The organism is Microbacterium sp. 13-71-7 (genome assembly GCF_002257455.1).
Lineage (GTDB): Bacteria > Actinomycetota > Actinomycetes > Actinomycetales > Microbacteriaceae > Microbacterium.
In genome coordinates this window covers 1-12818 of sequence record NZ_NCKN01000115.1, presented here as the reverse complement: position 1 = coordinate 12818, position 12818 = coordinate 1, and the positions used below count along the sequence as shown (strand labels likewise).

Genomic DNA, 12818 nt, shown 5'->3' with positions numbered 1-12818 from the left:
GCGCGGGCTCGAGCTCGCGGTGCCGGACGGCACGGCGACCGTGATCGTGGGGCCGAACGGCGCGGGCAAGTCCACGCTCGCGCTCACCCTCGCCGGGCTCCTCGATGCGCTTCACGGCACGGTCGAGGCGGCGGAGGGCCTCCGCGGGCGCCGCGGGCTGGATCCGATCCGCTGGACGTCGCGCGAGCTGCTCACCCGTATCGGGATGGTGTTCCAGGATCCCGAGCACCAGTTCCTCACTCAGACCGTGCGCGACGAGCTCGCAGTAGGCCCGCGTGCGCTCGGCTGGGACAAGGAACGGATCGACGCCGTCGTCGACGCCCTGCTGGAACGGCTCGGGCTGACGGCGCTCGCTGCGGCGAACCCCTTCACGCTGTCGGGTGGACAGAAGCGGCGCCTCTCGGTCGCGACCGTGCTCGCCGCCGCGCCGGCGGTGATCGTGCTCGACGAGCCGACGTTCGGACAGGACCGTCGCGGCTGGATCGGGATCGTGAGCCTGCTGCAGGAGGAGATCGCCCGTGGCACGACCGTCGTCGCCGTCACGCACGACGCCGACGTGATCCGCCATCTCGGCGGCCACCGGATCGAGCTGGCGGCATGACCACGGGATTCGAAGCGCGGAAAACGCTCGATATATCGGCCGAAGGCAGCGATTCGCGCGCTTCGAAACCGGGTGGGGCCTGGATCGACGGGGTCAACCCGGTCAGCCGGATCCTGCTCGCCCTGCTGCTGTCGGTGCCGTTGTTCGCGTCGATCGACGTCGTGAGCGGCCTCGTCGCGATCGGGCTGCAGCTGCTCTGCATTCCGCTCACCGGGCTGCGGCTCGGCACCGTGCTGCGCCGACTCGCGCTGCTGCTCGTGATCGCCCCGGTGGCCGGCGTGAGCATGCTGCTCTACGCCGCTCCGGGCGGGCAGGTGTTCTTCAGCCTCGGGTTCGCGCACATCAGCGAGGCATCGATCCAGCTTGCGATCGCCGTGTCGATCCGCGTCGTGGCGCTGGGGCTGCCGACGATCCTGCTGTTCGCCCGGACGGATCCGACCGAGCTCGCCGACGCCCTCGCCCAGGTCGCGCATCTGCCGAGCCGCTTCGTGCTGGGCGTGCTCGCGGGCACGCGGATGCTCGGCCTTTTCCTCGACGACTGGCGCACCATGTCGCTCGCCCGCCGGGCGCGCGGGGTGGGGGACCGGGGCGCGCTGCGGCGCTTCTTCACGATGTCCTTCGTGCTGCTCGTCTTCGCGGTGCGGCGCGGCACCAAGCTCGCTCTCGCGATGGAGGCGCGCGGATTCGGATCCGACATCCCGCGCACCTGGTCGCGCCCGTCCCGGCTGTCCGGGCGGGATGCGATCGCGCTCGCCGGCGGCGCGGCGATCATGGCGCTGTCGATCGCCGCCGCGGTGCTGCTCGGAACCTTCCGGTTCGTCTGGAGCTGAGCGTCGCCCGACCGCCGGCGCGGACCGCGAGACACCACTTCGAGCGTGAGACACCTCGCGGGGTTTGGTGTCTCACGCGGAAACGGCGGTCTCGCTGCTCGAGGCCGGCGTGACATCGAGCGGCACCACGAGCAGCTCCTCGATGCGACGGCGCACGGTCTCGGCCATGTCGACGGACGCGGGATCCAGCAGCCACTGCAGCTGCAGACCGTCCATGAGCGCGGTGAGCTCGGCGGCGGCGCGGTCCTCGTCCACGTGTGGGGCGAGGTGGCCCGCCGCGCGCGCGTCGCGCAGGGCCTTCGCGGTGCCGGAGCGGATCCGCTGGTACCGCCGGACGAAGTACTCGTGCGCGGGGTGCGAGGGGTCGGCGGCCTCCGCGGACAGCACGGCGTACAGGGCGATGATCCCGCCCACCTCGGTGTTGTGCCGTGCGAGATCGACCATGCCGCGCAGGATCCCGATGCCGTCCTGACCCCGTGAGCCGTTGCGGCGGAACCGCTCGCGATCCTCGCGATCCCGCGTCTCCAGCACCGCCTCCATGAGGGATTCCTTCGTGGGGAAGTGGTGCGCGAGGCCTGCGCGGGAGATCTCGCAGACCTGCGCGATCTCGAGCATGGTGGCGCTGTTGAAGCCGACGCGCCCGAAGAGCGCGGTCGCGGCCGCGATGATCCGCTCCCGCCGGGCGCGGCCCGTCGTGTATCCGCGTTCGGTCGTCATCGGTGTCCCATCGTATGCGTCGGCGGGGTGTCGTGCGGGTTCTGCACGGTCGGGATCGGGCGGCGAGAGCCTCCGGAACAAAAACCTACACTTGTGCCGGTTTTCATGCTAGCGTGCGTCTACCGGATGAGCGGGGCAAGGACCGGCCCTGTCGGATCCGGTGAGCACGACCCGAACCCGAAGTCCCACTCCGAACCAAGGACTGACAATGTCGTCGACTTCTTCTGATGCCCCCGAGGTGCGCGCACCCATCACCGAGACCACCTTCGTGGCCACCGCCTCCGGCGAGGACGACCCGCCCGCGCCGATCAAGGGCGTCCGGCGCCTCCTCGGCTGGATCATCCCCGCGAACTTCGCGATCTTCGTGATCTGGGGCGCGGTGCCAGGGATCCTGCTGCAGGCGCAGATCATCGCGATGTTCCCCGACGAGAAGACCCAGGTCGCGAACATCGCGATCGTGTCGACGATCGGCGCCCTCGGCGCGATGATCGCCCAGCCCGCCGCCGGACAGCTCTCCGACCGCACCCGCTCGAGGTTCGGTCGCCGCGCACCGTGGATCATCGCGGGCGCGATCGTGGGCGGCATCGCCCTCATCGCTCTCGGATTCATGAACAACCTCGTGGGCATCATCCTCGCGTGGACGCTGATCCAGGTCGCCTACAACTTCGCGCAGGGGCCGCTCTCGGCGATCCTGCCGGACCGGGTTCCGGTCGCCCGCCGCGGCACGTTCGCGGCTCTCTCCGGCATCGGCCTCATGTTCGGCGCGCTCGGCGGTCAGATCATCGGATCCCAGCTCGCGCACTCGATCACGCTCGGCTACATCATCTTCGCCGTCTTCGCGGTCGTCGTGCTGCTCGGGTTCGTCCTCGCGAACCCCGACCACCCCAGCCTCAACTTCCAGAACGAGCCGTTCAGCTTCGGCGAGTTCCTGCGCACGTTCTGGGTCAGCCCGGTCAAGCACCCGGACTTCTTCTGGGCGTTCACCGGCCGCCTGCTGCTGTACACCGGGTACTTCGCCGTCACCGGATTCCAGCTGCTGATCCTCAAGAACTACCTCGGTGTGAAGGATCCCTTCTCGGTGATCCCGCTGCTCGGCATCCTCAGCCTCGTCGGGATCCTCGTCGCGACGATCGTCTCCGGCCCCCTCTCCGACAAGGTCGGCCGGCGCAAGCCGTTCGTCTTCGGATCGTCCCTGCTCATGGCGGTCGCCCTGGTCTTCCCCATGATCGCGCCGTCGTACACGTCGTGGATGATCATGACCGTGATCAGCGGTTTCGGATTCGGCATGTTCCAGGCCGTCGACACCGCCCTGATGAGCCAGGTGCTGCCGTCCGCCAAGAACTTCGCGAAGGACCTCGGGGTCGTGAACATCGCGGCGACGCTGCCGCAGACGTTCGCCCCCGGCGTCGCCGGCGCGATCGTGCTGGCGTTCGGATACGGAGCGCTCTTCCCGATCGCGATCGTGCTGAGCGTGCTCGGCGCGGTCAGCGTCTGGTTCATCAAGTCGGTCAAGTAACTGAGGAGAACATCGATATGACGGACACCGTGAACGAGGCCGTGCTGCCTTACCGCGACGCCACCCTGCCGATCGACGAGCGCGTCGAGGATCTGCTCGGCCGGATGGAGCTCGCCGACAAGGTCGGGATGCTGTTCCACACCATGGCGGCCTTCGCCGAGCTGGACGAGGGCAACCCGACCTTCGGCCTTCCCTCGATCTCCTCGATGGTGCGCAAGCGCCGGATGAGTCACTTCAACCTCCTCGGCGCCGCACCGGGCGGCCGCGAGTTCGCGGCCTGGCACAACGCCCTGCAGCGGATGGCGCTGGACACCCCGCTCGGCATCCCGATCACACTGTCGACGGACCCGAGGCACTCGTTCAGCGACAACCCGCTCACCTCGCTCATGGCGGGTCCGTTCTCGCAGTGGCCGGAGACCCTCGGCTTCGCGGCCCTCGGATCCCCGGAGCGGCTCGAGCGCTTCGCCGACATCGCGCGGCAGGAGTACCTCGCCGTCGGACTCCGGGTCGCGCTGCACCCGCAGATCGACCTCGCCACCGAGCCGCGCTGGTCGCGGATCGCGGGCACGTTCGGCGAGGATGCGGATCTCACCTCGCGCCTCGTCGTCGGCTACATCCGCGGCTTCCAGGGCGAGGAGCTCGGGCCGGACTCGGTGGCGACGATGGTCAAGCACTTCCCGGGCGGCGGTCCGCAGCTCGACGGCGAGGATCCGCACTTCGCCTGGGGCAAGGAGCAGGTCTACCCCGGGGACGCGCGGGACTACCACCTGCGTCCGTTCATCGCGGCGATCGGCGCCGGCGCCACCCAGATGATGCCGTACTACGGCCAGCCTGTCGGCACCGACTGGGAAGAGGTCGGCTTCGGCTTCAACAAGGGCGTGCTCACGGATCTGCTGCGCGATGAGCTGGGCTTCGAGGGCATCGTCTGCACCGACTGGGGCCTGCTCACCGACGTCGTCGTCTTCGGCGCCGACATGCCGGCCCGCGCCTGGGGCGTCGAGCACCTCACCCGACCGCAGCGCATGGTCAAGGCGCTCGACGCGGGCATCGACCAGTTCGGCGGCGAGCTGTGCACCGAGGAGCTCCTCGGACTCGTCGAGCGCGGCGAGGTCTCGGAGGATCGCCTCGACGTCTCGGTGCGGCGGCTGCTGCGCGAGAAATTCCGGCTCGGGCTGTTCGAGAACCCGTTCGTCGACGAGGAGACGGCGGAGTCGATCGTCGGCCGTCCCGACTTCGTCGCCGAGGGCCTGGACGCGCAGAGCGACTCGCTCACGCTGCTCACGAACACCGCCGTCGCCGGGGGATCCCCGATCCTTCCGCTCGCGCTCGGCGTGAAGGTGTACGCCGAGGGCGTGGCCGCCGACGCGCTCGCCGCCTACGCGACCGTCGTGGGGAGCCCGGAGGAGGCCGACGTCGCGATCCTGCGCATCAAGGCTCCGTTCGAGGATCGGGATCGCGGCGGGTTCAGCGACCTGTTCCACTCCGGATCCCTGGAGTTCCCGGCCGAGGAGCACGCCCGTCTGACCGCGATCGCCGCGGCGGTGCCGACCGTGGTCGACATCTACCTCGACCGTCCGGCCGTGCTCGGCGGTCTCGAGGAGACGGCGCGTGCCGTGCTCGCGGACTACGGCGCCTCGGACGAGGCCGTGCTCCGGGTGCTGTTCGGCGAGCGCGGGCCACAGGGTGCGCTGCCCTTCGACCTGCCCCGCTCGGACGCGGCCGTCGCCGCGAGCCGGACCGACGTGGCGTTCGACACCGAGAACCCCACGTTCCGGTTCGGCCACGGCCTGCGGTACTGAAGGCCCCTCCGCCCCGGGCGCTCCGAGATCTCGGGGCGCCCGGCACCACGAACGGGGCCTCCTCCGGGAGGCCGCGTTCGGCGTTCTGCCGGGTCGTTGAGCGAAGACGCCGGAGGCGACTTTCTCTCCTCCCGGGGTCGTTGAGCGAAGACGCCGGAGGCGACTGAGACGAAACGCGGCGCCCTCGCAGCGCAGTCCATGAGCGCGCCGCGTTTCGTCTCGCTTCGCTCGCTCAACGACCCCGGGTCTCGCGTCGTTCGCTCAACGACCCCGGGTCTCGCTTCGCTCGCTCAACGACCCCGGGAGTGCGGATCCGGTCTCGTCCCTTCGATCGATCTTCGGATCAACCTTGTGCACGATGGCACGCGGTGCGCGCGCCGGTGGACTGGAGGCATGGCAGATTCCGTCGCGCGCTCGCGCCTCTCCGATGCCCTGACCTCGCGCCGCGGCGCGTGGATCTCGCTCGGACTCGTCCTCCTCCTCATGGTGCTGCTGTTCGGCGCGTTCGGCTCGGCCAAGGCGCCCGGCGGCAATGCCCAGGCTCCGGCCGCATCGGAGTCGACCAGGGCCTCCGAGCTCCTGAAGACCTTCCCGGACGCCGATCGACAGTCGGTGCTCGTGGTGGCGTCGCGGGAGGACGGCGCGGCGCTGTCCCAGGCGGATCTGGCGGGGCTGAAGGATCTGGTCCCCGTACTGGGCGCCCGCGCGGCCGCGGATCCGTCGGGACCCATGGTCAGCGATGACGAGAAGGCCGCGGCGATCGTCCTGCCGATCACCGCCTCGGACTCCAATGCCGAGAATGCGAAGGCGATCGCGGCACTGCGCGCCGACGTCGCGGCGCATGCCCCCGACGGCCTCGCGCTGCAGGTGACCGGGGGACCGGCATTCGGCGCCGACGTCGCCTCCGCGTTCGAGGGCGCCGACTTCACCCTGCTGATCGTCACGATCCTGATCGTCGCGATCCTGCTCATCGTGACCTACCGCTCGCCGATCCTGTGGCTGATCCCGCTCGTGGTCGTCGCGCTCGCCGACGGGCTCGCCGGCAGGATGACGGCGGCGGCCGGATCCGCGTGGGGTCTGCAGTTCGACGCCGGCATCATCAGCGTGCTGGTGTTCGGCGCGGGCACGAACTACGCCCTGCTCCTGATCTCGCGCTATCGCGAAGAGCTGCGGCAGGAGAGCGATCACCGTCGCGCACTCGGCACCGCCTGGCGCAGGACGGCGCCTGCGATCGTCGCCTCGAACGTCACGGTGGTGCTCGCGCTCCTCACCCTCGTGCTGGCCGTGATCCCGGGGACGCACGGGCTGGGGATCTCCTCGGCGATCGGGCTGCTGATCGCGCTCGGATCCGTGCTGTTCCTGCTGCCGCCGCTGCTCGCGGTCTGCGGACCGAAGGTGTTCTGGCCGTTCGTGCCGCGCCCCGGCGAGCAGCACCGCCAGGGCGGCGCCTGGCGCGGGATCGCCGGCCGCGTCGTGAAGCGCCCTGTCGTGGCGCTGCTCGCCGGCGGTGCGCTGCTGGCGGTGATGGCCGCGGGCCTGTTCGGCACCTCGGTCGGGCTCGACCAGGTGGAGAAGTTCCGAGTGCCGTCGGAGTCGGCGGCCGGGCTCGAGGTGTTCTCGGCGCACTTCCCCGCCGGTGAGGCGCAGCCGATCCTCGTGGTCGCCGATACCGCGGAGGCACGGGACGTCGCCGCGGCGGCGAAGGACGTCGAGGGCGTCGTGCGCGTGCAGCCGGTCGGGACGACCGAGGACGGCGACCTCACGAAGATCATGGTGACCAGCGAATACGGTCCCAGCACCGAGAAGAGCCTGACTCAGATCACCGAGCTGCGCGACGCCGTGCACGCCGTGCCGGACGCGCACGCGGTCGTCGGCGGGGCGGTCGCGACCGATCTCGACGCCCGCACCGGCAACCAGCAGGACCTGCTGCTCATCGCGCCCCTCGTGCTACTCGTCAGCTTCCTCGTGCTGTTGATCCTGCTGCGCTCGGTCGTGGCGCCTGTGCTCCTGCTCGTGGTGAACCTCGCCAGCGCGCTCGCCGCGATCGGCGCGGGGGCGTGGCTGAGCCGGGTGCTGTTCGGCCAGCACGCGCTCGATCTGCAGGTCCCGCTGCTCGGGTTCCTGTTCCTCGTCGCACTGGGCATCGACTACACGATCTTCCTCGTGCACCGCGCCCGCGCCGAGGCCGCTCAGCGCGGGACGAGAGCGGGCATGGTCGAGGCGATCGCGCACACCGGCGGCGTGATCACGAGCGCGGGCATCGTGCTGGCCGCGGTGTTCGCCGCGCTCGGGGTGCTGCCGCTCGTGACCCTCGGGCAGTTGGGCCTGATCGTCGGCGTCGGCGTGATCGTGGACACGCTCGTGGTGCGGACCGTGATCGTGCCCGCGATCTTCGCCCTCCTCGGCGACCGGATCTGGTGGCCCGGCCGGCTGCGCCGTGGGTCGCAGGCAACGGCATCCGCGGATCCGGATCCGGTCCTCTCCCGGGGTCGTTGAGCGAAGACGCCGAAGGCGACTGAGACGAAACGCGGTGCCCTTGCAGCGCAGTCCGCGAGCGCGCCGCGTTTCGTCTCGCTTCGCTCGCTCAACGGCCCCGGGGCGGAACGAACCCCGGGGCGAAACGAACCCCGGGGCGGAACGCCCCCGGGGCGGAACGCCCCCGGGGCGGAACGAGCCCGGGGAGCGGGCCGTCAGACGGCGGGGAGCCAGAGCGTCATCCGCACGCCGTCCTCGGGGAGGTGCAGCACCTCGTAGCGGCGGGCCGCGACCGTGCCATCGGCGGAGCGGACATGCGTGATGTCGCCGCGCCGGCGCTGCACGAGATGGCCGCTCCACCAGGTCCGGAACAGCGGGCTCTGCGCGCTCAGCTCCTCGACGAGGGCGGAGAGCTGCGGATCCTGCAGGTCGTCCACGTTGGCGGCGCGGAGGTGCGCGACGGCGCCGCGGGCCAGTTCCTCCCACTCCACGAACGTCTCACGGGCGTGCGGGTCGAGCAGCAGGGACCGGCAGGTGTTGCGCTGCGCGGGTGGAAGATCGGCGAGCCCCTCGTGCAGTGCGAGCCCCTCCGGATTGGCCGCCACGACCGTGCTGAGCCGGTCGAGCACGTACGCCGGGTTGGGGCGCACGGCGTCGACCAGCATCGTCATGCGGGCCACCAGGGCGGCGTCGGCGGCAGGAGGATCCGCAGGCTCCGGGCGTGCAGCGCCGGGGTGGGCGTCCCGCAGGCGGCGCAGATGGCGGGTGGCGTCCTGGTCGAGCCGGAGCGCACGGGCGAGGGCGTCGAGCACGGCGTCGCTGGGGTGCGTCTCGCGTCCCTGCTCGAGACGCGTGTAGTAGTCGGCGCTGATGCCGGCGGAGGTCGCGACCTCCTCGCGGCGCAGGCCCGTCGTGCGCCGGCGCGCGCCCGGTCTCGGCGTCTCGGTCTGCAGCCGGGCGTCGGTGCGCCGGGCGCGGAGGAAGTCTCCGAGTGCGTTCGACATCGCCGCCTCCGTGCTGTTCGGGAAAACCGGATCCTCCGCGTCGCGGGACGCCGCCGAGGAGAACGAGGGTGCGGCGCTCCTAGGAAGACTACGGTCTTCCGCGCGGTGCGCCGAACCGGAACGCTGGGACGAATGACCCCTGAACCAGAGGAGACCCGATGGCCGCCTACACCCACGGACACCACGATTCGGTGCTGCGCTCGCACCGCTGGCGCACCGCGCAGAACTCGGCCGCGCACCTGCTGCCGCACCTGCGCCCGACGGACCGGCTGCTCGACGTGGGCGCAGGGCCCGGCACGATCACGGCGGACCTCGCGGGACTGGTCGCCGAGGTCGTCGCCACGGAGATCGGCGAGGAGGAGCTGCAGCTCAGCCGCACCACCGCGGCCGAGCGTGGGGTGACGAACATCGAGTTCCGCGTCGCCGATGTGCACGCCCTGGACTTCCCCGACGACAGCTTCGACGTGACGCACGCGCACCAGGTGCTGCAGCATGTCGCGGATCCGGTGCAGGCGCTGCGGGAGCTGGCCAGGGTCACCAAGCCGGGCGGGATCATCGCGGTGCGCGACAGCGACTACGGCGGCTTCCGATGGTGGCCCGCCCTGCCGGCGCTGGACACGTGGCTCGACCTGTACCGCACCGCGGCCGTGGCGAACGGAGGGGAGCCGGACGCCGGCCGGGTGCTGCTGTCCTGGGCGCACGCGGCAGGGCTGACCGACGTCGTGGCCACCTCGAGCACCTGGTGCTATGCGAACGAGGAGGATCGCGCCTGGTGGGGCGGGATGTGGGCGGACCGGATCCTCGACTCCGCGATCGCGCCCCAGCTCCTGGACGCGGGAGCCGCGACGCCCGCCGACCTGCAGCGCGTCAGCGACGGCTGGCGCGAGTGGGCGGCCAGCGAAGACGGCTGGCTCTCGCTCCTGCACGGCGAGATCCTCTGCCGCGTGTGATCCCCCCCGCCGCGAGCCGCTCCGCGAGCCGCTCCGTCCCACGTTTCGAGTCGTCCCCGTGAGCGCACGCTATGGGGTCCGCTGGGGGGGGGGCGACTCGGAGATGGAGGCGGGCCCGGACCGGGGTCAGGCGTCTGCGGCGGGGATGGACGGGCGCTCCGACTCCTGCGTGGCCGCCCAGGATGCGAGCAGCGCAAGACCCTCGGCCGACGGCGAACCGGGCTCGGCCGTGTAGACGAGGAGCACGTTGCCCGGTTCCGCGGTGACCGCCAGCTCCTCGTACGCAAGGGTCAGCTCGCCGACCACCGGATGGCGGAAGCGCTTGGTGCCGGCCCCGTGGCGACGGACGTCGTGCTCGGCCCAGAGTCGGCGGAAGACCTCGCTCCTCGTCGACAGCTCGCCGACGAGCTCCTGCAGCGCGGTGTCGTGCGGATCCCTCCCCGCCTCCGCGCGCATCACGCCCACGCACATGTGCGCGAACAGATCCCACTCGGGATAGAAGTCGCGAGCGGCCGGATCCAGGAACTGGAAGCGGGCCAGGTTCGGTGTGCGCCCGCCGTCGCCGATCACGGGGGAGTAGAACGCCCGCCCCAGTGCGTTGGTGGCGAGCAGGTTCTGCCGCGGATCGCGGATGAACGCGACCCCGTCGGTGATCGAGGACAGCGCCCATTGCAGGCTCGGGCGCAGGGGCGCAGAGCGTCCGCTTCCGCGCCGTCGCGCACGTCCGCTGGTGGGGATGCCGTCCGCCGCGCGGGCGAGGTCGAGGAGATGGGCGCGCTCGGCGTCGTCGAGCTGCAGCGCGTCGGCCAGCGCGTCGAGCACCGCGGCCGAGGCTCCGGCGATCGCGCCGCGTTCGAGCTTCGCGTAGTACTCCACGCTGACTCCGGCGAGCGCGGCGACCTCGCTGCGGCGCAGACCCTCCACGCGGCGATTCGCGCCCGCGGGCAGCCCTGCGGCCTCGGGGGAGACACGGGCGCGGCGGGTCATGAGGAACTCGCGCACCTCGGCTCTGTTGTCCATGCACAGCAGAGTAGGCCGATCCCGGCGCCGGAGGGATGCCCTGCCGGTACACCCCTCGACAGGGACTCCCACGGGTCGGGGATCGGGCGGAGAGTGGTGACCATGAACCGCACCGATCCCGGATCCGCCGCGCCGCGCACGGCGTCGAGACTGCTCCCGGCGCTGCTGCTCCTGCTCACGGTCTTCGGCCCGATCTCGATGGACCTCTACCTGCCTGCGCTCCCGGCGCTGACGCGCGAGCTCGGGGCGGCGACGTCGGTCGCCCAGCTGACGGTGACCGCGTGCCTGATCGGTCTCGCCCTCGGCCAGCTCGTCGCGGGACCTCTCTCGGATCGCTTCGGACGACGCGGGATCCTGCTGATCGGGATCGTCGCGTACATCGGCACCTCGCTGCTCTGCGCCGCCGCGCCGTCGGTCGGGCTGCTGATCGCGGCCCGTCTCGTGCAGGGCCTCGCGGGCGGCGTCGGGATCGTGATCGCACAGGCCGCCGGCCGCGACGTCTACGCCGGGGGCGCCCTCATCCGCTTCTACGGACGGCTCACCGTGATCGGCGGATTCGCCGCGATCGTCGGACCGCTCCTCGGCGGTGCGCTGACCACGGTCGCGGACTGGCGCGGGCTGTTCCTCTTCCTCGCCGTGATCGGATCCGCGATCCTGCTGATCACCCTGCTCGCGTTCGGGGAGACCCTGCCCGCGGCCCACCGCGCGGTCGGCGGCCTGAGCCGCACTCTGCAGGACTTCCGCACGCTGCTGGCGGACAGGATCTTCCTCGGTGCGGTGCTGAATCAGGGGTTCCTCTACGCGGCGCTGTTCGCCTACCTCGCCGGGTCCACCTACGTGCTGCAGGACGTCTACGGCCTGTCCCCGCAGGCGTACGCCCTGGCGTTCGGCGCCAACTCGGCCGGGTTCATGGTGTTCGGCTACCTCGCGGGCCGCGCCGCCGAGCGCTGGAGCGTGCGCGGCACGCTCGGTGCGGGACTCGCGATCGCCGGCGTGGGAGCGCTCGGGCTGGTCGCCGCGGGCCTCGCGCCGATGCCGCTCTGGGTCGTGCTCGCCTCGCTCTTCGCCCTCGCCAGCGGCGTCGCGACGGCGTCCCCGCCGGCGACCACGCTCGCGCTCGTCGAATATCCGCGGATCGCGGGCACCGCCTCGTCTCTGCTGGGGATGGTCCGCTTCGGGTTCGGAGGCCTCGCCGCTCCGCTCGTCGGCATCGCGGGCGCCGCCAGCATCCTGCCGCTCGGACTGGTCACCGTGACCGCGACCGTCCTCGCCGCCGTCTCGTTCGCGGTGCTCGCCCGTCCCCGCCGGGGCAGCGACCCCGCTGCGGGACCCGGCGGCCCGCCTGTCACCGCTTCCACCACAGCCACCGTCATCACCGCACACTGAGGAGAACGATCATGCGTGGAGTCGTCATGCACGCCCCGGGCGATGTCCGGACCGAAGAGCTCGAGATGCCCGTCATCCTCGAGCCGACCGACGCGATCATCCGCGTCACCGCCACCTGCATCTGCGGATCCGACCTGTGGCCGTACCGCGGCGCCGAGGCGATCCGGGCCGGCGGGCAGCGCATGGGTCATGAGTACGTCGGGGTCGTCGAGTCCGTCGGCGGGGAGGTCTCCCGGATCCGGCCCGGAGATCATGTCGTCGGATCCTTCGTCGCCAGCGACAACACCTGCGAGATCTGTGCGGCCGGGTATCAGTCCCGCTGCGTGCACCAGGTGATGATGGGGTCGATCGGCACCCAGGCGCAGTACGCGCGGATCCCGCTCGCCGACGGCACGCTGGTCGTGACGCCGAGGGAGCCGCCCGCCGACCTCGTCCCCTCCCTGCTGGCCGCATCCGATGTGCTCGGCACCGGCTGGTTCGCGGCGGTCGCGGCCGAGGCCGGTCCCGGCAAGACGGTCGC

11 protein-coding genes are annotated in these 12818 nt (G+C 71.4%); 8 read left to right on the top strand and 3 right to left on the bottom strand.

The genetic code is table 11. The features are described 5' to 3' along the window. Together B7X32_RS12130 and B7X32_RS12125 are read left to right on the top strand one after the other, a co-directional pair. Positions 1 to 601 (top strand): ABC transporter ATP-binding protein (locus tag B7X32_RS12130; protein ID WP_292719860.1); only part of this gene is annotated, 601 nt, incomplete at its 5' end. Then, positions 598 to 1431, top strand: a complete 834-nt coding sequence (locus B7X32_RS12125; RefSeq protein ID WP_292719859.1) for an energy-coupling factor transporter transmembrane component T — start codon at positions 598 to 600, stop codon at positions 1429 to 1431. The genes B7X32_RS12130 and B7X32_RS12125, both read left to right, overlap by 4 nt. 72 nt (positions 1432 to 1503) lie before the next feature. Here B7X32_RS12125 and B7X32_RS12120 read toward each other — a convergent pair whose 3' ends face one another. After that, the gene (locus B7X32_RS12120; RefSeq protein WP_292719857.1) at positions 1504 to 2148 is read right to left on the bottom strand and encodes a TetR/AcrR family transcriptional regulator; all 645 of its coding nucleotides are present in this window, start codon (positions 2146 to 2148) and stop codon (positions 1504 to 1506) included. A 208-nt stretch (positions 2149 to 2356) separates the two neighbouring features. Here B7X32_RS12120 and B7X32_RS12115 point away from each other — a divergent pair, with 208 nt between their 5' ends. The 3 genes from B7X32_RS12115 to B7X32_RS12105 all read left to right on the top strand — a co-directional run bounded on the left by B7X32_RS12115 (position 2357) and on the right by B7X32_RS12105 (position 7959). Beyond that, on the top strand, positions 2357 to 3664 hold the full coding sequence (locus B7X32_RS12115; RefSeq protein WP_292719854.1) for an MFS transporter: 1308 nt from the start codon (positions 2357 to 2359) through the stop codon (positions 3662 to 3664). A gap of 17 nt (positions 3665 to 3681) precedes the next feature. Further along, positions 3682 to 5463, top strand: coding sequence for a glycoside hydrolase family 3 N-terminal domain-containing protein (locus tag B7X32_RS12110; RefSeq protein WP_292719852.1), 1782 nt, complete (start codon positions 3682 to 3684; stop codon positions 5461 to 5463). A gap of 393 nt (positions 5464 to 5856) precedes the next feature. Continuing rightward, the gene (locus tag B7X32_RS12105; protein WP_292719850.1) at positions 5857 to 7959 is read left to right on the top strand and encodes an MMPL family transporter; all 2103 of its coding nucleotides are present in this window, start codon (positions 5857 to 5859) and stop codon (positions 7957 to 7959) included. Between the two features lie 194 nt (positions 7960 to 8153). Here B7X32_RS12105 and B7X32_RS12100 read toward each other — a convergent pair whose 3' ends face one another. After that, positions 8154 to 8942, bottom strand: a complete 789-nt coding sequence (locus tag B7X32_RS12100; protein WP_292719848.1) for a helix-turn-helix transcriptional regulator — start codon at positions 8940 to 8942, stop codon at positions 8154 to 8156. 158 nt (positions 8943 to 9100) lie between these two features. Here B7X32_RS12100 and B7X32_RS12095 point away from each other — a divergent pair, with 158 nt between their 5' ends. Then, positions 9101 to 9892 (top strand): methyltransferase domain-containing protein, encoded by a 792-nt coding sequence (locus B7X32_RS12095; protein WP_292719846.1) that lies wholly within the window; start codon positions 9101 to 9103, stop codon positions 9890 to 9892. A 126-nt stretch (positions 9893 to 10018) separates the two neighbouring features. Here B7X32_RS12095 and B7X32_RS12090 read toward each other — a convergent pair whose 3' ends face one another. Then, positions 10019 to 10912, bottom strand: a complete 894-nt coding sequence (locus B7X32_RS12090) for a helix-turn-helix domain-containing protein (protein WP_292719844.1) — start codon at positions 10910 to 10912, stop codon at positions 10019 to 10021. Positions 10913 to 11014: 102 nt separating this feature from the next. Here B7X32_RS12090 and B7X32_RS12085 point away from each other — a divergent pair, with 102 nt between their 5' ends. After that, a complete protein-coding gene (locus B7X32_RS12085) occupies positions 11015 to 12298 on the top strand; it encodes a multidrug effflux MFS transporter (RefSeq protein ID WP_292719842.1) in 1284 nt (427 codons plus the stop codon). 11 nt (positions 12299 to 12309) lie between these two features. Next, positions 12310 to 12818 (top strand): alcohol dehydrogenase catalytic domain-containing protein (locus B7X32_RS12080; protein ID WP_292719840.1); only part of this gene is annotated, 509 nt, incomplete at its 3' end.

Excerpts from the sequence above, each read along its gene's own strand:
- B7X32_RS12125 (WP_292719859.1), top strand. The coding sequence starts at position 598 with ATGACCACGGGATTCGAAGCGCGGAAAACGCTCGATATATCGGCCGAA.
- B7X32_RS12120 (WP_292719857.1), bottom strand. The coding sequence starts at position 2,148 with ATGACGACCGAACGCGGATACACGACGGGCCGCGCCCGGCGGGAGCGG.
- B7X32_RS12115 (WP_292719854.1), top strand. The coding sequence starts at position 2,357 with ATGTCGTCGACTTCTTCTGATGCCCCCGAGGTGCGCGCACCCATCACC.
- B7X32_RS12110 (WP_292719852.1), top strand. The coding sequence starts at position 3,682 with ATGACGGACACCGTGAACGAGGCCGTGCTGCCTTACCGCGACGCCACC.
- B7X32_RS12105 (WP_292719850.1), top strand. The coding sequence starts at position 5,857 with ATGGCAGATTCCGTCGCGCGCTCGCGCCTCTCCGATGCCCTGACCTCG.
- B7X32_RS12100 (WP_292719848.1), bottom strand. The coding sequence starts at position 8,942 with ATGTCGAACGCACTCGGAGACTTCCTCCGCGCCCGGCGCACCGACGCC.
- B7X32_RS12095 (WP_292719846.1), top strand. The coding sequence starts at position 9,101 with ATGGCCGCCTACACCCACGGACACCACGATTCGGTGCTGCGCTCGCAC.
- B7X32_RS12090 (WP_292719844.1), bottom strand. The coding sequence starts at position 10,912 with ATGGACAACAGAGCCGAGGTGCGCGAGTTCCTCATGACCCGCCGCGCC.
- B7X32_RS12085 (WP_292719842.1), top strand. The coding sequence starts at position 11,015 with ATGAACCGCACCGATCCCGGATCCGCCGCGCCGCGCACGGCGTCGAGA.